Here is a 24004-nt window from a genome sequence, read left to right as displayed (position 1 = left end):
TTCGGAACGACCCGTGGAAGCGCTCTCCGAGCGCAATTCCCGGGTCGTTTCGGCTGTCAAGCTGCATCGGGCTCCGGTGCGTCGCAAGAGCGGGCTGTTCCTGGCCGAGGGCGCGAACTCGGTGGAGTCGGCCTTCGAGACCGGGCGTATCGAGGAGCTGTTCTACTCCGCCAAGATCGCCGGTCGCGAACATCAGCTGGTGGCCGGCGCCGCCGCCTCGGGCGTGCGCACCACGCTGGTGAGCGACCGGGCCGCGGAAATGCTGGGGGAGACCGTGACTCCGGCGGGGCTGTTCGCCGTCTGCCGATCCGTGGACGTGCCGCTGCACGAGGTGCTGAGCGCCGCGCCGACCCTGCTGGCCGTGCCGGTGGAGATCGCCGATCCCGGTAATGCCGGCACCCTTGTTCGCGTCGCGGACGCCGTGGGCGCGAATGGTGTGGTGCTGGCCGGTGATTCGGTCGATCCGCACAATGGCAAATGCGTGCGGGCCGCCGCGGGCAGTCTCTTCCACGTCCCGCTCGCTCGCGAGCGTGATACCGAGAAGGTGCTGTCCTCCCTCGAACAGGCGGGCATCACCATTCTGGCGACCACCGCCAAGGGTGAGGTCGACCTCGACGAGGCCGATGAGCTGCTGAGCGGACCGGTCGCCTGGTTGTTCGGCAACGAAGCGCACGGCCTGGACCGCGCGATCGCCGACCGGGCCACCCATCGGGTGCGGATCCCCATTCACGGGCGCGCCGAAAGCCTGAATCTGGCTGCGGCGGCATCGATCTGCCTCTACGCCAGCGCGCGCGTGCAGTACGCCGCCCGGCGCTGATTTCGCGCCACGAAACCGAATTCCCGGTTTGCTCAAGGGTTTTCGAGGTACGGGCTAATTTGTCGTTCGGCCCCCGATGCGGTGGGGGCCGAACGACAATGAATGGGTTCTCATTTCGTCGGCATCGCTGCTGGGGGCGGCTGGTGCGACTGTGGGCGACCTCTTTCGGCGATCGGTTGGAAGAGGTTCGCCATGTCAGACTCCGATACCTCGGCCTTGCTCAAGGCTGATCGCATCTTCTTCAACGGCTCGATCGTGACGATGAACGAGGGGGAGGCCGCGCCGCCCGAGGCGGTGGCCGTTCGCGGCGAAAAGATCGTCTTCGTCGGTGATCTCGCGGAGGCCGAGGCGCAGTGGAAGGGGAACTCCACGCGTATGCAGGACCTGCGCGGCGAGTGCCTGCTGCCGGGATTCATCGATGCGCACGGCCATATGGGCGGGGTCGGATTGCAGGCCATGCTCGCGAATCTGCTCGCGGAGCCCGACGGAAAAGTGGCCTCGGTCGAGGATGTGGTCGGCACGCTGTCGGCGTGGGCGAAGACGGACGTCGGCAAGCGGTCGAAGTGGATTATCGGTATGGGATACGACGATTCGCTGATCGGCGGTCATCCCACGCTGGAGGATCTGGAGCGGGTCTCCGATGCGGACGGGCAGAATCGGCCGGTGCTCGCGGTGCACCAGTCCGCGCATCTGGGTGTGGTCAACGCAGAGGGACTGCGGTTGCTCGGCTACGACCTCGGCGCGCCCCAGCCGCTGGAGGAGACGGTGTTCGATCCGGCCTTCGATCTGGCCGTGAGCGGACTGAACCCGCTCGACAGCGCCGGTCTCTACGCGGCGGGGCGTAAGGAGTACAACGGATTCGGGTTCACCACCGCGCAGGACGGCGGGGTCAAGCGCCCGATCCTGGATTACCTTCGGGGGCTGCAGAATTCCACCGGTTTCCTGATCGACCTCGCCGTGTATTTCAAGGCCTCGGAGCTGGTAACCGATGCGGATTGGGACCGGCTGGATGTCAAGGACGACTACTTCCGCGGCATGCGCCTGGCCGGAGTCAAGCTGGTGCTGGACGGCTCACCGCAGGGGCGGACCGCATGGCTCACCGAGCCGTACTTCGTGCAGCCGGTTCCCGGTAAGGAGGACGGTTACAGCGGCTATCGGATCCTGAGCGACGAAGACGCGAACGACAAGGTGTACCAGGCCTTCCGGCGCAATATTCAGGTCATCGCGCATGTCAACGGTGATGCGGCCATCGATCAGTTCATCGCCGCGGTCGATGCGGCCTGTCAGCGGCTGGGGGAGCCGAATGCGGTGCACCGCAGGCCCGTCGCGATTCACGCGCAAACGGCTCGACGGGATCAGATCGAGGCATTCGCCCGGCTCGGCATCATCCCGTCGTTCTTCACCATGCATACCTTCTACTGGGGTGAGTGGTATCGCAGCACGGTACTGGGAGGCGCACGCGCCGAGAACATTTCGCCGACCGCGTGGGCGCTGGAGAACGGGCTGCGCTATACCGCGCATCACGATGCGCCTGTGGCGCTGGCGAATTCGATCGCCATTCTGTCCAGTCAGGTCACCCGGGTGACCCGCACGACGTCGGCCGGCGGCGGGACCGTCATCGGCGCCGAACAGCGGGTGTCGGTGCGTGATGCGCTCAGATCATTGACCAGCAATGCCGCGTACCAGTACTTCGAGGAGAAGACGAAGGGCACCATCGAAACCGGCAAACTGGCCGATCTTGTGGTGCTCAGCGTCGATCCGCTCACGCTGGCCGAACCCGAGAACCTCAAGTCCTGGGAGGACGTGCGGGTGGTGGAGACCATTCGGCGCGGGACGACGCGCTTCGGCTCGGGCGAGGTCAAGGAGTCGGAGGCCGGTCCGGAGGTCGCGAATCTCGGTGCGCTGGTGCAATACCACTGCTGAGGCCTCGATCCGCACGGGAGGGCGCCGGGCCGAAGGTCAGGCGCCTGTACCCCGCAGGTCGTCGAGCATCTCTGTGGCCCAAGGTGTTTCGATGGCTTCGGGTCCGGTGGTCCGCATGGCGGCCAGATCGGTGAGCAGCATGCCGGCGGCGATGAAGTCGCGGGCCTCGGACACCGAGGCTCCGGTGAGATCGCGAATCAGCTGGTAGATCCGGCCGAAGCGGTCGCGGGTCGCGATGCCGATCGCCGGTTCACCACAGGCGGCGAAGCCGTGCAGCAGCATGAGCGGCAGGTCGCGCTCGTCGAGGAAGGTCTCGAACGCCGACCCGAGCGTGTCCAATTTGTCCCGGGGGGCGGCGACGGGGTCGGCCTCGAGGGCGGCGGCCCGGAAGATCTCCTCGATGCGATCGCACGCCAGCTCCAAGGTCGCCAGGAACAGCTGCTGCTTGGTGCCGAAGAGGCGGATGACATATGGCTGCGACACGCCTGCCAGGCGTGCGATCTCATCGGTTTTTGTTGCGGCGTAACCGGATTGGGCGAAGGCGATGACGGCGGCCTGCAGCACTTCCTCGCCACGCTCGCTGGCGGTCATGCGGGTTCTCGTCACGGCTTCGGCCTCCTCGTCATTGGGGAATCATAGTCACTATTGACATGTTATCAGTCAATGCATACTCTCTTGTTATCAGTCGATAACAACAAGGATTTGGACATGACTGGAACACTCGAAACCGCCCCTGGCGCACCCGGGTCGAGCGCTTCGCGCAAACCCCCGCTCGCTGCCGTCCTTGCCGCCGTCGGCATCCCCATGTTCATGGTCACGCTGGATAATCTGGTGGTGACCAGCGCTTTGCCGGTCATCAAGCATGACCTCGGCGCCTCGCTGAGCGACCTGCAGTGGTTCGTGAACGCCTACACGCTCTCGTTCGCCTCCCTGCTGCTTACCGCCTCCGCCCTCGGTGACCGACTCGGTCGCCGCAAGCTCTTCCTGTTCGGCATCGCGCTCTTCACCGCCGCCTCGGCCGCCTGCGCCATGGCGTCCGAACCGTGGATGCTCATCCTGTTCCGGGCGATTCAGGGCTTCGGCGCGGCCGCGGTCATGCCGCTCTCACTCACTCTGCTGTCGGCCTCGGTCCCGGAGAAGATGCGCAGCGCCGCCATCGGTATCTGGGGTGGCATCTCAGGACTCGGCGTGGCACTCGGCCCGGTCATCGGCGGCGCGGTCGTGGACGGCCTGAACTGGCAGTGGATCTTCTGGATCAATGTGCCCATCGGCATCCTCGCCGTGCCTTTTGTCGCACGGGTGCTGAACGAATCCTTCGGTGGCGCACGCCGATTGGATGTGATCGGCCTGCTGCTCTCGGCCGGTGGCGTGCTCGCGGTGGTGTGGGGTGTCATTCACGGCGCCGACGACGGCTGGGGTTCGGCCGTCGTGCTCAGCGGATTGCTCGGTGGCGCAGCGCTTCTCGTCGCATTCGTGGTCTGGGAGCGGCGGGTCGGCGCGCCGATGCTGCCGTTGCACCTGTTCCGGTCCCGTGGCTTCAGCGTGATCAATACCGTCCTGTTCACCTTCTCGATCGGTGTGTTCGGCTCGATCTTCCTGCTGGCCCAGTACTTCCAGGTGGTGCAGGGGTATTCGCCGCTGCAGTCGGGTATTCGGACCATGCCGTGGACCATGGCGCCCATGGTGGTGGCCCCGCTCGCCGGTCTGATCGTCGACAAGGTCGGTCCCCGGGTGCTGGTCGCTACCGGTCAGGTATTGCTGGCGTTCGCGCTGGGCTGGATGGCGCTGATCGTCACGGTCGATGTCTCCTACGGCTCGTTCGTACTGCCGTTCATCCTCGGCGGCATCGGTATGGGCCTGACCTTCGCGCCCGCATCCTCGGTCGTCATGGCCAGCGCTTCCGCGCAGGATCAGGGCATGGCCTCGGGCGCCAACAACACCATTCGTGAGGTCGGTGTCGCCATGGGTGTCGCGATCCTGGCGTCGGTCTTCGCCTCCCGCGGCGGTTATGCCACGCCGCAGAGCTACGTCGACGGCCTGCAACCGGCGATCTACGTCGGCGCCGCGATTGTCGCGGTGGGCGCGGTGATCTCGCTGTTCCTCCCCGGCCGCAAGCGTCCGGCCGCGGAAATCACTGTTACTCAGCGTGATTCAGAGCCCGGGCTCGCTCCACTTCATTGATATGAGTTTCGGTCCACTGCCGCAGCGCGCTGATCGGTTCAGCGAGGCTGCGGCCCAGTGGCGTCAGCTGGTATTCCACTCGCGGTGGAATGGTGGGATGCATTGTGCGGGTGAGGAATCCGTCGCCTTCCAGGCTGCGCAGGGTTTGCGTGAGCATCTTCTGGGAGACGCCGCCGATGCGGCGGGACAGCTCGGTGTAGCGCATGGTGTCCTGCTGCAGCAGGGCGTCCACCACGAGGATCGTCCACTTCCCGGCAATGTGGTCCAGGACCTGGCGGGTGGGGCATTTGGGGGAGTAGACGTCGGCGGGCAGGCCCGAGGATTCGACGAACGTGGTCATGTCCAGGAGAGTAGCGCACTATTTAGTGCCTACTTCACAAACAAGAGTCACTCTCCAATAGTTAGTGGCATGAACACCATGATCTCCGTAGCCGAAGCCATTCGCGCCCGCCGCACCGTCCGGCACTACCGGCCCGATCCGGTGCCCGCCGCCGCCTTGGAAGCCCTGCTGGAACTGGCCATGGAGGCGCCCTCCAGCTGGAATCTGCAGGACCGCTCGATCGTGGTGGTCACCGAACCGGCGGGCCGGGACGGTCTGGCCTGGGCCACCGGTGGGCAGCCGCAGCCGCAGGAGGCCCCGGTGCTGCTGGTCTTCGTCGCGGAAACCCAAGCGTGGCAAGAGGATCGGGGCGATGTGTACGACCACGCCCGCCGCAACGGCGCCTGGAACGAGCAGTTCATCGCCGGATTCTCGGTCGCGTCCACCGAGTTCCAGCAGAATCTGGCCGAGCGCGGGCTGCTGCGCGAGTACGCGGTGAAGGACGCCATGATCGCCGCCGCCTACGTCATGCTGGCCGCCACCGAGCTCGGGCTGGCCACCTCGCCGATGAACGGCTGGGAGGAGGACAGGGTGAAGAAGGTGATCGGCATCGAGGATCGCCCGGATCTGTCCATCGCCCTGCTCATGTCCGTCGGCTATGCCGCCGAGCAGCGTCCGCACCCGGGCCGGCGGGCCGTCGAGCGCACTGTTTTCCGCGAGACCTACCCGGTCGCGTGACCGGGTGCGGGTGGCGCGCACCACGCCGGGAGGGTGCGCGCTGCCTGCGAGAAAAGCGGATGAACCGGGCTGATTACAACGACTACGATTCGACCAGCAAGAATAGGGCAGGAATTTCCGCCCGACCCGCACCAGCCAGGGGAGTGACGAACCATCGTGGCCGACGACAACGACCGTGCCGAGCAGACCGCGGCGCTGACCGAGGAATCCCTCGCAGCCGCCGCGGAGGCCGCTGAGAAGGCGTTCGCCGCCGCCACCGACCTGGAAGCGCTCGCGACCGCCAAAACCGAGTACATGGGCGGCAAGTCGCCGATCGCGCTGGCACAGCGCTCCCTGGGCACGCTGCCCAAGGAGGAGAAGTCCGAGGCGGGCAAGCGGGTGAACGTGGCCCGGCAGCGCGTGACGCACGCCTACGAGGCCCGCAATACCGAACTGCTCGCCGAGCGCGATGCCGCGGTGCTGGTGGCCGAGGCCATCGACGTGACCCTGCCCGCCCGGCGCGGTGCGGTGGGCGCGCGGCACCCCATCAATGCCCTCTCCGAGCGTGTCGGTGATGTGTTCGTCGCCATGGGCTGGGAGATCGCCGAAGGTCCCGAGGTCGAGACCGAGCACTTCAACTTCGACGCCCTGAACTTCCTGCCGGATCATCCGGCGCGCACCATGCAGGACACCTTCCATATCGCGCCCGAGGGTTCGCGGCAGGTGCTGCGCACGCACACCTCGCCGGTGCAGGTGCGCTCCATGCTCTCTCGTGACCTGCCCATCTATGTGGTGTGCCCCGGTCGCACCTTCCGCACCGATGAGCTCGATGCCACGCATACCCCGGTGTTCTCCCAGGTGGAGGGTCTGGCCATCGACAAGGGCCTGACCATGGCGCATCTGAAGGGCACCTTGGACGCGTTCGCGCGTGCGCTGTTCGGCCCGAACACCACCACCCGCATGCGGCCCAGCTTCTTCCCCTTCACCGAACCGTCCGCCGAGGTGGACGTGTGGTTCGAGGACAAGAAGGGCGGTCCGGGCTGGGTCGAGTGGGGCGGCTGCGGCATGGTGAATCCGAAGGTGCTCATTGCCAGCGGGATCGATCCCGAGGTGTACAGCGGTTTCGCCTTCGGCATGGGTCTGGAGCGGACTCTGCAGTTCCGCAACGGCCTGCCCGATATGCGCGACATCGTCGAGGGCGACGTGCGTTTCACGCTGCCCTTCGGCATCCAAGCCTGAGCCCACCCCCACTCCAACGAGGAAGCGAAACGTCAAGTGCGAGTAGCGCAGTCCTGGCTGACGGAAATCCTGCAGCGCACCACCCCCGGGTGGTCGGTGACGCCGGAGGAGCTCGACGCGGGGTTCGTCCGGGTCGGCCTGGAGGTCGAAGAGGTCGAACAGCTGCAGCGGGTGGGCGGCGAGATCGAGCATCCGCTGGTCGTCGGCCGGGTTGCCGAGATCACCGAGCTGACCGAGTTCAAGAAGCCCATCCGGTTCTGCAAGGTCGATATCGGCACGCCTGAGTTGCAGGAGATCGTCTGCGGCGCACGGAATTTCGCCGTCGGTGATCTGGTGGTCGTGGTGCTTCCGGGTGGTGAGCTGCCGGGCGGCTTCAAGATCGCCTCGCGCAAGACCTACGGGCACACCTCCAACGGCATGATCTGCTCGGTCGCGGAACTGGCCATCGGCAAGGACCACAACGGCATTCTGGTGCTCGAGCCCGGTACCGCCGAGCCCGGCACCGATGCCAATGAGCTGCTCGGCCTGGACGACACCGTCATCGAACTGGCCATCACCCCCGACCGCGGTTACGCCTTCTCGGCGCGCGGTCTGGCGCGGGAACTGGCCTGCGGTTTCGATCTGGAGTTCCAGGATCCGGCCGTGCGGTCGCTGCCCGACGCCGACGCCGAGGCGTGGCCGGTGCGGCTGGAACCGGAGGCGCTGTGCACGCGTTTCGCGGTGCGCAAGGTCGCCGGCATCGATCCGAAGGCCGTGAGCCCGTGGTGGTTGCAGCGGCGACTGCTGCTCTCGGGTGTGCGCCCGATCTCCCCGGCGGTCGACGTCACCAACTACGTCATGCTCGAACTGGGCCAGCCGCTGCACGCCTTCGATGCCGCGAAGGTGTCGGGCGGACTTGTGGTGCGGCGCGCCAACAAGGGTGAGACCCTGCGCACTCTCGACGAGGTCGAGCGCACCCTCGATGCCGAGGATGTGGTGATCGCCGACGATTCCGGCGTCATCTCCCTCGCGGGCATCATGGGCGGCGCGAGCACCGAGGTCGGCGGGGAATCCACCGAGATCATCCTCGAGGCCGCGACCTGGAATCCGATCGCCGTGGCGCGCACCGCACGCCGGCACAAGCTGGGCTCCGAGGCCAGCCGCCGTTTCGAGCGCATTGTCGATCCGGAGCTCAATCTGGCCGCGCTGGACCGCGCCGCCGGTCTGCTCGCCGAGATTGCCGGTGGCACAGTCGAATCCGTGCTCACCGATGTGCGGGTGCCGGTTCCGGCCGTCGAGCCCATCGCCATGGACATCGATCTGGCCGATCGCATTGCGGGCGTGCACTACGCCCCCGGCGCTTCCACCCGCCGCCTGCAGCAGGTCGGCTGCGCGGTCGATGTCGGCGTCAGCGAGGCCGGGCACGGCCAGCTGATCGTCACCCCGCCGAGCTGGCGGCCCGATCTCACCCAGCCCGCCGATCTGGTGGAGGAGGTGCTGCGGCTGGAGGGTCTGGACAAGATTCCGTCGGTGCTGCCCACCGCCCCGGCCGGTCGCGGACTGACCGCCGAGCAGAAGCGCCGCCGCGCGGTCAGCAAGGCCCTGGCCTTCGAGGGCTGCGTCGAGGTGCCGGTGCCGGTGTTCATGTCCCGCGAGGTGTTCGACATCTGGGGACTGCCCGCCGACGATCCGCGCCGCAACACCATGCGCGTGCTCAACCCGCTGGATGCGGATCGGCCCGAACTGGCCTCGACGCTGCTGCCGGGACTGCTGGAGGTGGCCGCCCGCAATATCTCTCGCGGTGAGCGCGATCTGGCCATCTACGGGATCGCCCAGGTGGTGCGCCGGACCGAGCAGACCGCACCGGTCGGCCCGCTGCCGGTGGACCGCCGTCCGACCGAGGACGAGATCGGCGCGCTGCTGCGCTCACTGCCCGATCAGCCGGTGCATGTCGCCGCCGTGCTGACCGGTAAGCGCGAACCGCGCGGACCGTGGGGCCCCGGTCGCGCGGTCGAGGCCGCCGATGCCTTCGGCCTGGTCGATGTGGTCGCCGAGGCTGCGGGCGTGGTCATCGAGCGCCGGGCCGTGGCCTTCCTGCCGTGGCATCCGGGCCGTGGCGCCGAACTGCTGGTCGACGGTGCGGTGGTCGGCCACGCCGGTGAACTGCATCCGGCCGTGCTGGAGCGTTCCGGCCTGCCGCCGCGCACCTGCGCCGTGGTCATCGATCTGGATGCGCTGCCGCTGCGCGAAAACCGGCCCACCCCGGTGGTTTCGCCGTTCCCGGCGGTCCTGCAGGACGTGTCGGTGAGTGTCGCCAAGACGGTTCCGGCCGCCTCGGTGGAGGCCGCACTGCGTTCGGGTGCGGGTGAGCTGCTGGACAAGATCTCGCTGTTCGACGTGTACGAGGGCGCGCAGGCGGGTGAGGGCCGCAAATCCCTCACCTATGCGCTGCGCTTCCGGGCCATCGACCGCACGCTGACCGAGGACGAGGCCAGTGCGGCCCGCGATTCGGCGGTGGCGGCCGCGGCCGACGCCGTCGGTGCGGTGCTGCGCTAGCCGGAAGATCGAGCAGCGGCTCGTCGCAGGCACTTTCGGGTGTCGCGACGAGCCGCTGTTGTATAGAGGAGTAGGAAGGCGTTATGCGGCATCCGGCACGGCCTTTTCTCAATGCGCTGACCTACGTCCCCGATCGGCGCATCGTCATGACGCCTGACCAGTTCGGGGTCGAGTACGAGGATCTGTCCCTGCGGACCACCGACGGGGTGACCGTCAATGGCTGGTTCGTGCGGGCGGCGGGGAAACCCCTGGGGCACATCCTGTTCGCGCACGGCAATGGCGGCAATATCGGTGATCGGTCGCCGATTCTGGCGCTGCTGTCGGCGGCCGGATTCGATGTGCTGGTCTTCGACTATCGCGGATTCGGGCGCAGCGGTGGGCGGCCCAGCGAGGAGGGCACGTATCTGGATGCGCGGGCGGCGCGCGATGCCCTGCTCGCACAGCCCGGAATCGATCCGAATCGGATTGTGTACCTGGGTAAATCGCTCGGCGGCGGGGTCATGCTGGAGCTGGCGACGGCGTATCCGCCCGCAGCGCTGGTGCTCATGTCGACCTTCACCGGGCTGCGGGATGCGGCGGGGGCCGTCTATCCGTATCTGCCCAAAGTGGTCGTGCCCAATGCCTATCCGAGTCTGCGGCGGATTCGGCAGCTGCGCTCCCCGGTGCTGATCATGCACGGCGACGCCGATGAGATGCTGCCCGTGCAGATGGGGCGCACGCTCTACGAAGCGGCTCCGGAGCCCAAGGAACTGGTGATCTATCCGGGCGGTGCGCACAATGATCTGGTGCTGATTCCGGGGTGGTCGGGCACGGTCGCGGCTTGGGTCGCGAGGGTGCTGCCGCCCAAGCGGCTGACCTCCGGATAGTGCTTACTTGCGAATGATATTGGCCAGGAACTCGGCATTGCTGCCGGTCCGGCGCAGACCGTCGAGCAGCAGGTCCAGCGCGCGCTGATCATCGAGCTCGGACAGCGTCCGGCGGAGCTTGTCGACCGCGTCGTGCTCGGCGGGAACCATCAGCAGCTCATCGCGGCGGGTGCTGGAGCGGGTGACGTCGACCGCGGGGAACACGCCCCGGGCCGCGAGATTGCGGTCGAGCTTGAGCTCGGCATTGCCGGTGCCCTTGTACTCCTCGAAGATCACGGTGTCGCCGAGCGAACCGGTCTCCACCAGCGTGGTGGCGACAATGGTGAGCGAGCCGCCGTGCTCGATATTGCGGGCCGCGCCGAGGAACTTCTTGGGCGGCAGCAGTGCGGCGGAATCCACACCGCCGGAAAGGATTCGGCCCGAGGCCGGTCCGGAGGTGTTGTAGGCGCGGGCCAGCCGGGTGAGCGAATCGAGCAGTACGACAACGTCATGTCCCTGTTCGACGAGCCGCTTGGCGCGTTCGATGGCCAGTTCCGCGAGTGCGGTCTGCTGCGCCGGTGAGTGATCGAAGGTGGCAGCGACCACTTCGGCGGGAACGCCGCGGGAGAGGTCGGTGACCTCCTCGGGCCGTTCGCCGACCAGCACCATCATGAGGTGTACCTCGGGGTGATTCGCGGCGATGCCGTGCGCGATCGCCTGCAGCACAGAGGTTTTGCCCGCCTTGGGCGGTGCGACGATGAGGGCGCGCTGCCCCTTGCCGATCGGCATGATCAGGTCGGTGACCCGGGTGGTGAGCTTGTGCGGCTCGGTCTCCAGGCGCAGGCGCTCGTCGGGATGAATGGGTGTCAGTTCGCCGAAGTGCGGGCGCGAAAGGGCTTCGCTCGCAGGGCGGCCGTTGACGGTGTCGATGCGCACCAGCGTTGCGGACTTGCCGCCCTTGGCATTCGACTGCTGGGCATTCGACTGATTCGGGGTGCTCGGACGCACCAGTGCGGTCACGAAATCGCCACGGCGCAAACCGAATTCGCGGACGAGCCGGGTGGGCACCGAGATATCGGCGGGGTCGGGCAGGTAGCCGCTGCTGCGCAGGGTCGCCGTATTGCCGCTGATATCGAGGATTCCCGTTGCGGGCGACAGTGTTTCGATGGTGTCGAGGACCGGCGGTGCGGTGTTCTCGACGGGCTTGGTTGGGGTGGACTTGGACGGGGTGGACTTGGGTGCGGCGGCGCGATTGCGGGCCGGCCGGGTTTCCATGGTGGTCATGAGTGTTCTCCTGTGAAAGGCATCCGGTGACTTACGCACCGGGAGTGTGTATGTGGAGCGGCCGCGTACGACCGGAGGCGGGACGCCGGGACGGCGGGCCGCAAGGGGATCCGAGTGGGTGTCAGCGGGTAGCTCAGAACTACTGCCGGAAAACTGACTCGGAAGGGAAGAAATCTCGTGGGAGGGACCTGCGTCTACCTACATCCACGGGCTTACAACACGGCCTACCATACGCCGTACTCGGCGTCAGCGCAATGGCGCCCTCGGCGGGGCGCGCGCTGCGTAGCCTGGTCCGTATGAGCAATGCCGAGGATCTCGTATCGGAATTGGCGAAGTTGCCGGACGCGGAGCTGGCGGCGGCCGTGGCCGAGGCCAGTGCCGGCCGGGCCGCATTGGGTGCGCTGCACGAGGTGGCGGCCGCGGTGGCGGCCACCGCCGGTCATGCACCCGACTACATCGATGTGACTCCGGACACGGATCCGGCGCCCGGCTCGCCGCCGCTGGACGTTCCTGTCACATTGGACCAGGTAGAAGGGGGTCCGGCGGGCATGGTCCCACCGGTACCGCCGGCCGGTATACCGATCGCGCCAGGCATCAGCGGGTATACGACATCGGGCGTCCCTACTTTCGAGTCAGTTCGCGATAAGGTCGAGCAGCGCTACGGCACCGCACAGGGGATGGACGAGCTCGATCGGCAGACGCCCGCGGGTCGTAGCGTCGAGGAACAGTGGGACGCGCGGCAGAAAACCGCGCGGGAACGCCTGGAACAGATTCGAAAATCGATGCACGGCAACGATTCCGACTGAACCGGCGGTCTTTTCTTGACGATGGGTGGAACCCTATGACCGAGCCGCGCGAAATCGCCGAACGGCTGCTCGACCTGCAAGTCGACTTCATTCTCGCCGAGGTGACCGGTGATCGCTTCACCGAGGTGATCGGCCGCGATGTGGAGGCGGTGATCGGCATTGCCGACACCATCATCTTCCGCGATGTGGTGGAGCTCGACCAGGCCAAGGAGACTGTGGCCACAATTATCAATCTGATCGGCGGCAGCCCCGTCCTACAGGAGATGGTCGGCCAGCTGTCGCTCTCGCTGTATGACGATATCGCCGCGAACAATGACTACACCCTCGGCGATGTGGTGGAGCGCGAGCCGGTGGAGCAGCTGCTGGAGAAGATCTTCGGCATGCATCAGGCGCAGGAGCGAATCCTGGAGCGGCTCACCGAAAGTCCGCTCATCGCCACCGTGGCCTCCAAATTCGTGGACAAGCTGATCTCCGATTTCATGGAGAGCAATCGGCAGATGGCGAACAAGATTCCGGGCGTCGGATCGCTGGTCTCACTCGGCACCTCCGCCGCCAAGCAGGCCCGCAAGGCCGCCGAGAAGGCCACCGGCGACGGCACCTTCCTCGGCGAAATGGCCGGTAAGGGAGCGCAATTCGCGCTCAAGCGGACCAATAACGCGATTCGCGAGATGCTGCGGGACGCGCCGGTGCACGATGCGGCCATGGAATTCTGGGATCTGCACGCCGGTGAGCCGGTGAGCGGTCTGCGCGAGTACCTCTCGCAGCAGGATCTGCAGGATCTGGCGCTGATCATCTACCGCATCGCGCTCACCACCCGCGAGAAGGAGTACTTCGGCATCCTGGTCGATCAGGGCGTGGAGGTCTTCTTCGAGAAGTACGGCGATCACACCCTGGCCGCCCTGCTGCCGGAGTTGGGTCTGTCCGGTGCGGACATCGGCAGGGAAATCCTGCGCTACGGACCCGCTGTGGTCGAGGCCGCCAAGCGAAACGGCGTGCTGGCCAAGCTGATTCGTGAGCGTCTGGAGCCGTTCTTCGTCTCCGATCAGGTCATCGCCGTACTGGCGGAGGCCACCAAGTAGTAGCCCGGCGCCCCGGCATCCGCCGGGGCGCCGACCCGCTGGAGGCGATATGGATCTACCGATCACCGGTGAGCGCCTCACAGTGCTGTCGCCCGGCCCCTCCGTCCTCGTGCTGGGCGCGGGCGGCTACGAAATCCACATAGAGGGCGAACTGGTGCTGCACCGCACCGTGGGCCCCACGCTGCACCACATTGCCGGCGAACCCCCCGCCGCAGATCTGGCAGCCGCGCTGGACGGCGTAATAGTCTCCGCCGCAGCCGATTCCGGCGGCACGCTGCGCATGCTCCTGGACTCGGGTTCGCACCTGGCGGTGGAACCCGACCGCTACTACGAGGCCTGGCACGTCACCACGCCCGGCGTCTACCTCGTCGTCTGCATGCCCGGCGGCGAACTGGCGATCTGGTCCGAAAAGTCCTGACCCGCACCATGTCCGGCCTGAGGCGCGCCGTATCCGTTCGTGCCGTGTGCGCTGCGGTCGGTAGGCGTGCTCAGCACGCACACCGACCGCAGCGTGTCCACGGCGTGCCGTATGTCGGTACGGCCCATCGTGGCCGATGCACTGCGGCACGTCCCGCGGGTCGCCCATCATCAGCGACCCGAGTCCATGCCGTCCCCTCCGAGGCATCCGGTAGTGGCCGTGCGGCGTTGAACGACCCTGGTGAGCATCCCGAGTCGGCCCGCCCCGCGTCAATGCGAAGCCCTGTCCCAATTTGTCCCAGTTGCGCGATTTGCGGTTCGGGTCCGCAGGTCGTACAGAGTGCCTGCGGACCCTTTAATACCGAACGGTAGGTTTGGCTGCGGCGGTACGCGGAAGCGTCATCGCGAACGGGTCCGGAGGAGTCACAAGGGTGGTCGAAGCACATTCGGCAATTGCGGGTTTCCTGCGCGTACGACGGGAAGCAGCCGGTTTGACGCGGGCGGAACTGGCGCGCCGCGCGGGAGTCTCGGAGGCCTTGATCCAGAAGGTCGAACAGGGCACTCGGCAACCCACCTCGACCGCGCTCGCCGCCCTGTTCGAAGCGCTGGATGTGCCGATGCAGTACCGCGAACACGCCGCGAGCGTGCTGCAGCCGGAACTGACCGATATCCCGTACGAGGGTGACATACCGGAGCAGGTCGAACTGGACTTCCTGAACGGCCTGCCCTATCCGGCCTGCTATCAGACGCTGCCCGGACTGGACCTCATCGCGGCCAATGACGCCTACCTGCAGGCGTTTCCGGGTCTGACGCCCGGAGTCAACATCATCGCGTGGATGCTGCTGGATCCGATCGCCCGCCATGTCATGGGCGACTGGGAGCGGGAGGCGCACTTCATGGTGTGGGCCTTCCGGCATATGGCCCCGGGCATCGCCACCCCCGAGCGCATCGAACAGATCACCCGCCTGTGCCGGGACGCGCCGGACTGGGAACGCTTCTGGTCGACCGATATCCCGCCCACCGAGATCCGCCGCCGTCCCACCCGCGTGCGGTCGCTCGAGACCGGTGAGTTCATCCGCATGCAGGTCCAGATCTTCCGCTGCGAGTTGCCCCGCCGCCAGTGGTGGATGTATACCCTGGTGCCCGCGCTCGGGCCCGAATGATGCGCTATCGCCCTGCGGCACAGGCCATTCAGGCTCGCCGGTAGGTTCGACGGCGAGCAGCACGCACTGGAGCGACGGATATCGGATACGGAGGAGCGGCGGTAGTGGCCGAGGCGCATACGACAATTGCGGGATTTCTGCGCGTGCGCCGGGAAGCGGCACGGCTGACGCGCGCGGAACTCGCACGGCGGGCGGGGGTCTCGGAGGCGTTGATCCAGAAGATCGAACAGGGTGTCCGCCAGCCCACCGCGATCGCGCTCGGTGCGCTCTTCACGGCCTTGGAGGTCGAGTTCCCGTATCGCGAATGGGCCGCCAGCGCACTGCTGCCGGAACTGACCGGGCTGCACTCCGGCGAGATGGAACCGGCCGAGCTGAATTTTCTGCAGACCCTGCCGCACCCGGCGTGGTATCAGACCGTTCCCGAGCACGACATCATCGCGGTCAATGATGCGTATCGCCGGTGGTTTCCGGGTGCGGAGGCGGGCGCCAACGGCCTCGAGTGGATGCTGCTGGATCCGCGGGCCCGTGCGGCCATGGGTGATTGGGAGCGCGAGGTGCGCACCATGGTCTACGCCTTCCGGCATATGGGGCCCGGCGCCGCCGCGTCCGCCCGTGGCGAGGAGATCGCCGCCGTGTGCCGGCAGTCGCCGGACTGGGAACGACTGTGGTCGGCGAGTCTGCCACCCGAGGGGGTCCCGCATCGCAGCACCCGGGTGCGGTCGCCCGATACCGGCGAGCTGATCGTGATGAACGTTCAGCTCTTCCGCTGCGAACTTCCGCGCCGGGAGTGGCTGATGTACACGATGACGCCCGCGGGGTGATCGCCGATCAGTCTCCGGTGGCGCGGCTGAGCACCGCGATCGGGAAGGTGCGGGTGCTCAGGGCGCGGTAGGTGGCGAAGTCGGGGTATCCGGCGACCAGTGTCTGCCAGTGGTTTTCGTACTCGGCCGGATCGGTGACCACGCGCACATCGACTGGCCAGTTCTCCGCGCCCACCTGGACCCGGGCGGTGGGGGCGGCGGCCAGGTTCAGCCACCAGTTCGGGGTGCCGGGGTGGCCGCCGTTCGAACCGGACACCAGCAGGTCGTCGCCGGAGCGGATCAGCATGAGCATGACCGGGCGTGGTTCGCCGGATTTGCGACCCTTGACGATCAATTGGAACACCGGCTTGCCCTGTAGCGAGGCGAGCTTGGTACCGCCGGATCGGGTGTAGATCCAGCTGTTCACGCGCGAATAGGTGCGTGCGCTCCAGCCCAGATAGACGCTCGAGTAGTGATTGAACCGCCCGCTCAGGGTGAGGGTGCCGGTTCCCGAATTCTTGCCTGCCATCTGTATCCCAATGCTCGACGGGGCGTAACGCGGCTCACTTTACATACTGTCCAGTGAGTCGTCAGGTGGCCGGTGACTACGGCGCGATGAGCTTCTGGATGGCGGCGCAGGCCGGAATGCCGGTGGGGGGAGCGGTCCGGAGGCCACGACGGCCTGGGCGGTGTGCACGGCGGCGGCCAGGGCAGCGCGGTAGAGCAGGGAGCCGGTGCTCCTTTGTCATTGCGCTGCTCCGGTTTTCAGCGGCGGAACCACTCAGTTCACGCAGGGGATATCCGAGCCGATGGTCGTGGTGACCGGCTTGCCGTTGTCGGGGGCGCCGTCGGTGGTGGTCGCGGCCGCCGCGGCGGCGGCCGCCTTGGAGGTGGTCGTGGTGGTGGTGCCGCCGGTGGTCGCCGCGGCCGGGTCGAGGGTTTCCGGAAGCTCGAAGTCGGTGCCCAGGACCAGTTTGATATGCCCCGCGGTGACATTCGAGGACGGGCTGGCGGAGACGCCGCCGAGCATATCGGTCAGCTGCTGGGCATCCGCGTCGGCGCCGGTGCCGTAGTAGACGACGGTCGAGCTGCCGTCGGAGGAGGTGGCATTGCTGACATCGCCGGTGGGGAATCCCTTGGCGCCCAGGGATTTCTGCACCTTGGCCGCCATGCCGGGGGTGCCGGTGGCATTGACCACGTCGAGGGTGCTGGTGGGCGTGGTGCGGGGCGCGGCGGCGACGGCCGGCTGTTCGACGCCGAAGGCGCTGCGCACGGTCTTCTTGATGGCGACCGGATCGATGATGTTGACGTCCTGGCCGTCGACGGTGTCGTAGCGCAGCACGGGCAGGGTATTGAATTCGATCGAGGGCGAACCGGCGCGGCCCACGGTGGTGATGAAATCGGTGAGGCTCCAGCCGTCCGAGAGCACCACATCCTTGTGCGCCACATCCATGAGCGCCTTGAGCTTGCCCACATTGGTGAGCGTGCCGGAATCCTTCAGCGATTTCGCGACCGAGGTCAGGAAGGCCTGCTGCCGGTGCGTGCGGTCGAGGTCGCCATTGTCGAGGCCGTGGCGCTGGCGCACGAAGGCCAGGGCGTCGGAGCCGTCGAGATGCTGCTTGCCGGCGGGGAATTGGGCGCCGGAGTAGTAGCTGTCGTCCACCGCGTGATTGAGGCACACGTCGACGCCGCCGAGCGCGGTCGCCAGATCGTAGAACCCGGCGAGCGAGACCTCGGCGAAGCGGTTGATGGGTACGCCGGTGAGCGCCTTCACCGTCTGCACGATGGAGGCGCGCCCGGCTTCGCGGCCCTGCCGCTCCAGATCGACCTTGTCGGTGACGCCCTGCGCCTTGAGCTTCTCCTCGACCATGTACTTCTTCAGGCCGTACGACTCTTTGATCTTGGCGTGGTCGTAGCCGGTGATACCGGACACCGGCACATAGTCGTCACGCGGAATGGAGAAGGCGCTGATCTTCTTCATATCCTTCGGAATATGCACGAGGATCAGGGAATTGGCGTTGTAGCCGCCCTCGGAGCCGTCGCCGGCGTGCAGCTGGTCGAGGATCTCCTTCGGCAGATCGTTGCCGTTGAGATCCTTTCGGGTATCCAGCCCGATGAGCAGGATATTGATATCGCCGTCGAGGGTGCGGTCCTCCTCGGCGATCGCACCGGAGCGGGTGAAACCCTGGTCCAGGGTGGTCTCCCCGTACCAGAGGACACCGGTGATGCCCATCACCCCGACGGTGACCAGTGACATGACCCCGCGGCCGGCGTACCGCAGCCGCTTCGATTGCGCGGAGGCCGGAGCTTCCGCGGCGCGGCGATGCGAATTCGGCCGGGCGCGGCGCGTGCGCCGGGGCTCGGTCGGGGGCGTCTCAGCTGACCTGCGCGCACTGCCGGTGGGGCGGTAAACGGGGAGCTGTTCAGTGTCGTCGTCGTACATGGCTATGTCGAGTGTGCCGGAGCAGACCGGTGATGTCAGATCGGCCTCTGATTATGCCGGAATAAGCACCCTCGCGTGAATGGAATTGCACAGTCGTGCATAACCATCACGCCCAGCGGCCTAGTCCTCGACGATGGCGACGGCGTCGATTTCGACCAGCATTTCCGCTCGTGGCAGGCCCGTGAAGACGGTGGTGCGACTGGGCAGCACCGTGCCGCGGGTGTGCGCGGTGACGAATTCGCCGTACGCGTCGTTCATGACGCTGAAATCCTCACGCTTGGTGAGGTAGACGCGCAGCATCACCACATCGTCGAAGCTCGCACCGCTCGCCTCGACGATCGCCTTCACATTCTCGAGCGTCCGGATCGTCTGCGCCGCGACATCACCCGGGTACAGGTACTCATTGGTGACGGGGTCGACCGGACCCTGCCCGGAGACCTGGACGAAGGGGCCCTTGCGCACACCCTGCGAGAAGGTGTGGGCGGGCGCGGGGGCCTTGTCGGTGCGGACGGCGATCTTTTCGCTCATGGTCGGCCTTTCACTGGTCGGGGTGTGTGGCGCTCGGACTCCAGCCGAGCTCGGTGGACACGGCCGCGGCCGCGGCGCGTACCTGCGGCAGCATGCCGAGGACCTGGTCGTGATCGAGCAGCATGTCCGGCACCGACATCGACAGCGCGGCGATGACGGCGCCGGTGCCGTCGCGAATGGGGACGGCCACGCAGTTGATGAAGCTCTCGTGCTCCTCGTGGTCCTCGGCATAGCCTTGGGCCGCAACGAGTTCCAGCTCCGTCAGGTACTGCTCGGGGGTGCGGATGGTGCGGTCGGTGAACGGCCGGTACTCGATGCCCTCGGCAATCGCGCGCCACGAGGCGCGCGGCAGCGCGGCGACGAGCACCTTGCCGACCGCGGTGCAGTGCAGTGCGGCGGGCCGCCCGATCCGCGAGTACATCCGGACGCTGTGGGTGGCATCGAGTTTGTCGATGTAGATGGCCTCGCCGGATTCGTAGGTGGCCAGGTGCACGGTCTGTCCGGTGGCGGCATTGAGCGCGCTCAGGTGCGGCCGCGCCGCGATCCGCACATCGCGACCCTCCAACGAGCGATTGGCGAGCTCGAAAAGCCGTGAGCCCAATCGATATTTATGCTCCGGATCGTGGGTGACGAAGCGCTCGCCCTCCATGGTCTGCAGCAGCCGCAGCACGGTCGATTTGTGCACGCCGAGCTGGGTTGCCAACTGGTCCAGGGACTTCGGCTCCTCACCGAGTTGGGTGAGGATGGTGAGGGCACGCAGCAGGCTCTGGCTCATGAGGGGACATTCTCGGGGATGGGCTGCGGCCGGGCGTAATTCATTCCCGCCCATTCGGAAGTACTCGCGGCGGAGCGGGATTCGAGGGTGGCCAGCGGCGGCAGCTCGGCGACGTCACCGGTGCCGGTGAGCGCGGCGGCGGCGCACAGATGTCCGAAGCGCAGCAGCTGCTCGTGCGGGCGGCCCTGCAGCAGTGCCGCCAGATAGCCGCCCGCGAAGGCGTCGCCCGCGCCGATGCGCTCGGTCACGTCCAGACGCAGCGCGGGCACCTCGAGGCGAACATCGCCGATGTATCCGGTCACCGAATGCTTATCGTTCTTCACGATCAGGTGACGGGGCTGCGGGAAGAGGGCGCGCAGCCGCTCGGCATCGCCGACTCCGAAGACCGCTTCGGCCTCGTCCGCGCCGAGGAAGACGACATCACTGCCGCGAATATGACGGGCCAGGATCTCCCCGGCGGATTCGCCGCGCCGCTCCCAGAGCGCCGGGCGGTAGTTCAGGTCGAAGCTGATCAGGCGCTGCCCGCGCGGCTGGGCGAGCAGGGCCTCGGTGAACCCGGTGGCGGCGGGCGAGAGCGCCGGGGTGATGCCGGTGAAGTGGATGACATCGGCCGCGCCGAGCAGCCGTGCCGCCGCGGTGAGATCGGCGGGGGACAGGGCGCTGGCGGCAGATCCGGTGCGGTAGTACAGCATTCGGCTGGCTCCGGCCTCCAGGTCGTCCGCCCGGGAGGAGCCGCTGCCGCGTTCCTTCACGTACACGCCGGTGGGCCGGGCCGGATCGACGGTCACGGCGGAGGTGTCCACGCCGCGCTCACCGAGATGCCGCACCAGATAGCGGCCGAAGCCGTCGTCGCCGACACGGGAGACCCAGGCGGTCTGGATGCCGAGCTGTGCGAGCACCGTGGCGACATTCGCCTCGGCGCCCGCCGCGCCGCGTTCGAAGGTGTGCGAGTCCGCCAGCGGGCCCGGCTGCGCGATCAGTACGGCGAGTCCCTCGCCGACGGTGACCGCGCGCTTAGTCGGCTGGGTCACACCAATCTCCTTAGAACGGTTGCGGCTTGCGGTCATCGTGTGCAGAATAACCACCACTAAACACAATGCGCAACAATCGTTGCAAAATACGCAATGCAACTCGGCTATAAATAGTCGGCTGTGAATCGGTCGCATGAAATCGGAAGGAATGCCGTGGCTCTCGACAATGGCGTCGTCACCGCCCTGGGCGGGGAGCGGCTGGGGCCGCAGCACAAATCGCTGCCGCCCGCCGCCTGGGGGCTGAGCGTGCGTGAATACCTGGCCACCGCACCGCATCTGGACGATCTGCAGACACCGGTGCTGACCGTGGACCGCGCGGCCGTCGATTCCAACCTCGCGGTCATGGCGGCGTGGTCGCGGCAGGCCGGGGTCCGGCTCTCCCCGCACGGCAAGACCACCATGTCGCCGCAGCTGTGGCGTGAGCAGCTCGAGGCCGGCGCATGGGGCATCACCCTGGCCACCGTGTGGCAGGTGCAGGTGGGCCGCTCGTTCGGACTGGACCGCATCATGCTCGCGAACGCGCTGGTCGATCCGATCGGATTGCGCTGGGTCGCCGACGAATTGGCGAATGACCCGGACTTCGAATTCTATTGCTGGGCCGATGGCCTCTCGACCGTGCGCGAGATGGAACGGATCCTCGAGTCCGCGCCCGAGGGCGTGCGGGTGCCGGTGCTGGTGGAACTCGGTGGGCCGCACGGGCGTACCGGGGCTCGCACCCTGTCCGAGGCGTACGAGGTGGCCGAGGCCATCCACGACTCCGCGCGGCTCGTGCTCGCCGGTGTCGGCGGCTACGAGGGTGCACTGGCGCACGACCGCACCCCGGAAGGGCTTGCGGCCGTGCGGCATTACCTCGACGAGCTGGGCATCCTGCATCAGGAGCTGGCGTCCCAGGGCCGCTACGAAGGTCGCGCGATCCTCACCGCCGGTGGCAGCGCCTATCCGGATCTGGTGGTGGAGCGGCTGGCCGGTCTCGCGGACGAGGATGGCGCGCACGGGGTTCCGGCCACGGTGGTGCTGCGCTCGGGCGCGTACCTGATTCACGATGACGGCTTCTACTCCGGAATCTCCCCGCTCACCGCCGGTGGTGTGGCGCTGACCGGCGCCGACCGCCCGCTGCGTGCGGGCATGCACGGCTGGGCGCGCAGCGTCTCCCGGCCGGAACCGGGGCTCGCGCTGCTCGATGCGGGCAAGCGTGATCTCCCTTTCGATGAGGGGCTGCCGGTCCCGCAGCGGATGGCGGGACCGGCGGTGCCATCGCTGCCCGCGGGCGCGGTGGTGACGGCGCTCAATGACCAGCACACCTTCCTGCGGCTGCCGGACGGCGCCGCCGAGGCGGTGCCGGTGGGTTCGGTGGTGCGACTGGGGCTTTCGCATCCGTGCACGGCCTTCGACAAGTGGCGGCTCATTCCGGTGGTCGACGACGCCGATGCCGAGCGGCCGCGCATCGTCGACTTCCTGCACACCTACTTCTGAGCGGACTGTCATGGCCGACTTACTGATTCGTGATATCGACATCATCGACGGCACCGGCTCGAACCGGTACCGGGGCGATGTGGTCGTGGACGGCGGGCTGATCACGCGAATCGCCGCGCCCGGCACAGTGACCGGCGCCGCACGCACCATCGACGAGGGTGAAACCCTGGCGCTGGCACCGGGTTTCATCGATATGCACGCGCATTCGGATCTGCACCTGCTCACCGAACCGGGGCACTTCGCCAAACTCAGCCAGGGCATCACCACCGAGGTTCTCGGACAGGACGGGCTCTCCTACGCGCCCATCGACGATGCGGCGCTGGCCGTGGTGCGTCGTCAGATCGCCGGGTGGAACGGCAATCCCGCCGATCTCGACTTTTCCTGGCGCACCGTCGCCGAATATCTGGACCGCCTGGATTCCGCGCGCATCTCACCCAATGCCGCGTACCTGGTGCCGCAGGGCACGCTGCGCCTGATGGTGGTGGGCAGTCATGAGCGCGCCGCCACCGCCGCCGAGATCGACCGGATGCGCGCACTGCTCGCGCAGGCCCTTGCCGAGGGCGCGGTCGGCATGTCCAGCGGACTCACCTACACGCCCGGAATGTATGCCGGCACTTCGGAACTCGCCGCCCTGTGCGAGGTGGTGGCCGAAGCGGGGGGCTTCTACGCGCCGCATACCCGCTCCTACGGCGCGGGCGCGCTCGAGGCCTACGCCGAGATGATCGAACTGTCCCGGCGCACCGGCTGCGCACTGCATCTCACGCACGCCACCATGAACTTCGGCGTGAATCGCGGGCGCGCACCGGAATTCCTCGCCCTGGTCGATGCGGCCCTCGCGGACGGCTGCGATATCAGCCTCGATACCTATCCGTATCTGCCCGGCTCCACCACACTGTCGGCATTGCTGCCCAGCTGGGCCATGTCCGGCGGACCCGATGCGGCGCTCGAGCGCATTGCCGATCTGCCGACCCGATTGCGCATCGCGACCGATGTCACTGTGCACGGTTCCGACGGCTGCCACGGCGTGGTGGTCGACTGGGAGACCATTCAGATCAGCGGTGTCGCGAACCGGGAACTCGATCGCTGTATCGGGCGCACCGTGCACGAGATCGCCGCCGAGTGGGATATGCCGCCGGTCGAGGTGTTCTTCGATCTGCTGACCCGAGATCAGCTGGCCACCACCATCCTTCAGCATGTCGGGCACGAGGAGAACGTGCGCGCCATCATGCGGCACTCGCGGCATATGGGCGGCAGTGACGCACTGCTGGTGGGGGAGCGGCCGCATCCGCGCGCCTGGGGCACCTTCCCCCGCTACCTGGGCCGCTACTCGCGCGAGCTCGGCGTGCTCGGGCTCGAGGAGTGCGTGCACCACCTCACCGGCCGTCCCGCACAGCGGCTCCGGCTGCGCGAGCGCGGACTGATCCGGCCGGGCTACGCCGCCGATCTGGTGTTGTTCGACCCGCGCACGGTGGCCGATACCGCCACCTTCGACAACCCCAAGCAGCAGGCGCACGGCATTCCCTACGTCCTCGTCAATGGTGAATTCGCCATTGACGCAGGCACACCCACCGATGTGCGGGCCGGTCGCGCCCTGCGCATGAATACGTCTCGGAAGGAGACCCGTTGACC

Annotated in this window: 21 protein-coding genes and 1 pseudogene; 14 read left to right on the top strand and 8 right to left on the bottom strand. The window is 67.2% G+C overall.

What is annotated here, in order from left to right; all coding sequences use genetic code 11:
• Nucleotides 1-13: 13 nt before the first annotated feature.
• Entirely contained in the window at nt 14-817 is an 804-nt protein-coding gene (locus OG326_RS31695; protein WP_327146635.1) for a TrmH family RNA methyltransferase, read from the top strand.
• Nucleotides 818-1009: 192 nt separating this feature from the next.
• Nucleotides 1010-2740: an amidohydrolase gene (locus OG326_RS31690; protein ID WP_327140802.1), complete on the top strand. Its 1731-nt coding sequence runs from the start codon at nt 1010-1012 to the stop codon at nt 2738-2740.
• A gap of 36 nt (nt 2741-2776) precedes the next feature.
• Here the strand turns inward: OG326_RS31690 and OG326_RS31685 are convergent, their stop codons facing one another.
• Nucleotides 2777-3346 carry a TetR/AcrR family transcriptional regulator gene (locus OG326_RS31685; protein ID WP_327140801.1) on the bottom strand — a complete coding sequence of 190 codons (570 nt, stop codon included), beginning with the start codon at nt 3344-3346 and terminating at the stop codon, nt 2777-2779.
• A 102-nt stretch (nt 3347-3448) separates the two neighbouring features.
• Here OG326_RS31685 and OG326_RS31680 point away from each other — a divergent pair, with 102 nt between their 5' ends.
• The gene (locus OG326_RS31680) at nt 3449-4921 is read left to right on the top strand and encodes an MFS transporter (RefSeq protein ID WP_327140800.1); all 1473 of its coding nucleotides are present in this window, start codon (nt 3449-3451) and stop codon (nt 4919-4921) included.
• Here the strand turns inward: OG326_RS31680 and OG326_RS31675 are convergent.
• Nucleotides 4878-5261 carry a winged helix-turn-helix transcriptional regulator gene (locus tag OG326_RS31675; protein ID WP_327140799.1) on the bottom strand — a complete coding sequence of 128 codons (384 nt, stop codon included), beginning with the start codon at nt 5259-5261 and terminating at the stop codon, nt 4878-4880. The genes OG326_RS31680 and OG326_RS31675 overlap by 44 nt on opposite strands.
• Before the next feature lie 69 nt (nt 5262-5330).
• Here OG326_RS31675 and OG326_RS31670 point away from each other — a divergent pair, with 69 nt between their 5' ends.
• The 4 genes from OG326_RS31670 to OG326_RS31655 all read left to right on the top strand — a co-directional run bounded on the left by OG326_RS31670 (nt 5331) and on the right by OG326_RS31655 (nt 10597).
• Nucleotides 5331-5978, top strand: a complete 648-nt coding sequence (locus OG326_RS31670; protein ID WP_327140798.1) for a nitroreductase family protein — start codon at nt 5331-5333, stop codon at nt 5976-5978.
• Between the two features lie 156 nt (nt 5979-6134).
• A complete protein-coding gene (gene pheS / locus OG326_RS31665; protein WP_327140797.1) occupies nt 6135-7196 on the top strand; it encodes a phenylalanine--tRNA ligase subunit alpha in 1062 nt (353 codons plus the stop codon).
• A gap of 36 nt (nt 7197-7232) precedes the next feature.
• Nucleotides 7233-9731 carry a phenylalanine--tRNA ligase subunit beta gene (gene pheT, locus OG326_RS31660; protein ID WP_327140796.1) on the top strand — a complete coding sequence of 833 codons (2499 nt, stop codon included), beginning with the start codon at nt 7233-7235 and terminating at the stop codon, nt 9729-9731.
• A gap of 83 nt (nt 9732-9814) precedes the next feature.
• Nucleotides 9815-10597 (top strand): alpha/beta hydrolase, encoded by a 783-nt coding sequence (locus tag OG326_RS31655; protein WP_327140795.1) that lies wholly within the window; start codon nt 9815-9817, stop codon nt 10595-10597.
• 3 nt (nt 10598-10600) lie between these two features.
• On the opposite strand, the pseudogene rho reads toward OG326_RS31655, so the two are convergent.
• A pseudogene (gene rho, locus OG326_RS31650) lies at nt 10601-11740 on the bottom strand (transcription termination factor Rho); the annotation flags it as partial.
• Nucleotides 11741-12156: 416 nt separating this feature from the next.
• Between rho and OG326_RS31645 the strand changes: the two are divergent.
• From OG326_RS31645 to OG326_RS31625, 5 genes are all read left to right on the top strand, one after another.
• A complete protein-coding gene (locus tag OG326_RS31645) occupies nt 12157-12666 on the top strand; it encodes a PspA/IM30 family protein (RefSeq protein ID WP_327140794.1) in 510 nt (169 codons plus the stop codon).
• Between the two features lie 35 nt (nt 12667-12701).
• On the top strand, nt 12702-13745 hold the full coding sequence (locus OG326_RS31640; RefSeq protein ID WP_327140793.1) for a hypothetical protein: 1044 nt from the start codon (nt 12702-12704) through the stop codon (nt 13743-13745).
• A 49-nt stretch (nt 13746-13794) separates the two neighbouring features.
• A complete protein-coding gene (locus OG326_RS31635; protein ID WP_327140792.1) occupies nt 13795-14163 on the top strand; it encodes a DUF6188 family protein in 369 nt (122 codons plus the stop codon).
• 430 nt (nt 14164-14593) lie between these two features.
• On the top strand, nt 14594-15325 hold the full coding sequence (locus tag OG326_RS31630; protein ID WP_327140791.1) for a helix-turn-helix domain-containing protein: 732 nt from the start codon (nt 14594-14596) through the stop codon (nt 15323-15325).
• A 104-nt stretch (nt 15326-15429) separates the two neighbouring features.
• Entirely contained in the window at nt 15430-16146 is a 717-nt protein-coding gene (locus tag OG326_RS31625) for a helix-turn-helix domain-containing protein (protein ID WP_327140790.1), read from the top strand.
• Between the two features lie 7 nt (nt 16147-16153).
• Here the strand turns inward: OG326_RS31625 and OG326_RS31620 are convergent, their stop codons facing one another.
• The 5 genes from OG326_RS31620 to OG326_RS31600 form a co-directional block, all read right to left on the bottom strand.
• A complete protein-coding gene (locus OG326_RS31620) occupies nt 16154-16654 on the bottom strand; it encodes a nitroreductase/quinone reductase family protein (protein ID WP_327140789.1) in 501 nt (166 codons plus the stop codon).
• Between the two features lie 252 nt (nt 16655-16906).
• Entirely contained in the window at nt 16907-18568 is a 1662-nt protein-coding gene (locus tag OG326_RS31615; protein ID WP_327140788.1) for an LCP family protein, read from the bottom strand.
• 120 nt (nt 18569-18688) lie between these two features.
• A complete protein-coding gene (locus tag OG326_RS31610) occupies nt 18689-19096 on the bottom strand; it encodes a RidA family protein (RefSeq protein ID WP_327140787.1) in 408 nt (135 codons plus the stop codon).
• Between the two features lie 10 nt (nt 19097-19106).
• The gene (locus OG326_RS31605; RefSeq protein WP_327140786.1) at nt 19107-19871 is read right to left on the bottom strand and encodes an IclR family transcriptional regulator; all 765 of its coding nucleotides are present in this window, start codon (nt 19869-19871) and stop codon (nt 19107-19109) included.
• Entirely contained in the window at nt 19868-20902 is a 1035-nt protein-coding gene (locus OG326_RS31600; protein WP_327140785.1) for a sugar kinase, read from the bottom strand. The genes OG326_RS31605 and OG326_RS31600 overlap by 4 nt, the downstream gene beginning before the upstream one ends.
• Before the next feature lie 153 nt (nt 20903-21055).
• Between OG326_RS31600 and OG326_RS31595 the strand changes: the two genes are divergently transcribed.
• Together OG326_RS31595 and OG326_RS31590 are read left to right on the top strand one after the other, a co-directional pair.
• Nucleotides 21056-22375, top strand: coding sequence for an amino acid deaminase (locus tag OG326_RS31595; RefSeq protein WP_327140784.1), 1320 nt, complete (start codon nt 21056-21058; stop codon nt 22373-22375).
• 10 nt (nt 22376-22385) lie between these two features.
• Nucleotides 22386-24002, top strand: a complete 1617-nt coding sequence (locus tag OG326_RS31590; RefSeq protein WP_327140783.1) for an N-acyl-D-amino-acid deacylase family protein — start codon at nt 22386-22388, stop codon at nt 24000-24002.
• Nucleotides 24003-24004: the final 2 nt, after the last annotated feature.

It is taken from the genome of Nocardia sp. NBC_01327, from assembly GCF_035958815.1.
In the GTDB taxonomy this organism is placed as follows: domain Bacteria; phylum Actinomycetota; class Actinomycetes; order Mycobacteriales; family Mycobacteriaceae; genus Nocardia.
This window is presented reverse-complemented; position numbering and strand designations above follow the sequence as displayed.

Excerpts from the sequence above, each read along its gene's own strand:
- OG326_RS31670 (WP_327140798.1), top strand. The coding sequence starts at position 5,331 with ATGAACACCATGATCTCCGTAGCCGAAGCCATTCGCGCCCGCCGCACC.
- OG326_RS31655 (WP_327140795.1), top strand. The coding sequence starts at position 9,815 with ATGCGGCATCCGGCACGGCCTTTTCTCAATGCGCTGACCTACGTCCCC.
- OG326_RS31680 (WP_327140800.1), top strand. The coding sequence starts at position 3,449 with ATGACTGGAACACTCGAAACCGCCCCTGGCGCACCCGGGTCGAGCGCT.
- OG326_RS31615 (WP_327140788.1), bottom strand. The coding sequence starts at position 18,568 with ATGTACGACGACGACACTGAACAGCTCCCCGTTTACCGCCCCACCGGC.
- OG326_RS31605 (WP_327140786.1), bottom strand. The coding sequence starts at position 19,871 with ATGAGCCAGAGCCTGCTGCGTGCCCTCACCATCCTCACCCAACTCGGT.
- OG326_RS31645 (WP_327140794.1), top strand. The coding sequence starts at position 12,157 with ATGAGCAATGCCGAGGATCTCGTATCGGAATTGGCGAAGTTGCCGGAC.
- OG326_RS31610 (WP_327140787.1), bottom strand. The coding sequence starts at position 19,096 with ATGAGCGAAAAGATCGCCGTCCGCACCGACAAGGCCCCCGCGCCCGCC.
- OG326_RS31635 (WP_327140792.1), top strand. The coding sequence starts at position 13,795 with ATGGATCTACCGATCACCGGTGAGCGCCTCACAGTGCTGTCGCCCGGC.
- OG326_RS31690 (WP_327140802.1), top strand. The coding sequence starts at position 1,010 with ATGTCAGACTCCGATACCTCGGCCTTGCTCAAGGCTGATCGCATCTTC.
- OG326_RS31640 (WP_327140793.1), top strand. The coding sequence starts at position 12,702 with ATGACCGAGCCGCGCGAAATCGCCGAACGGCTGCTCGACCTGCAAGTC.
- OG326_RS31675 (WP_327140799.1), bottom strand. The coding sequence starts at position 5,261 with ATGACCACGTTCGTCGAATCCTCGGGCCTGCCCGCCGACGTCTACTCC.
- OG326_RS31620 (WP_327140789.1), bottom strand. The coding sequence starts at position 16,654 with ATGGCAGGCAAGAATTCGGGAACCGGCACCCTCACCCTGAGCGGGCGG.
- OG326_RS31590 (WP_327140783.1), top strand. The coding sequence starts at position 22,386 with ATGGCCGACTTACTGATTCGTGATATCGACATCATCGACGGCACCGGC.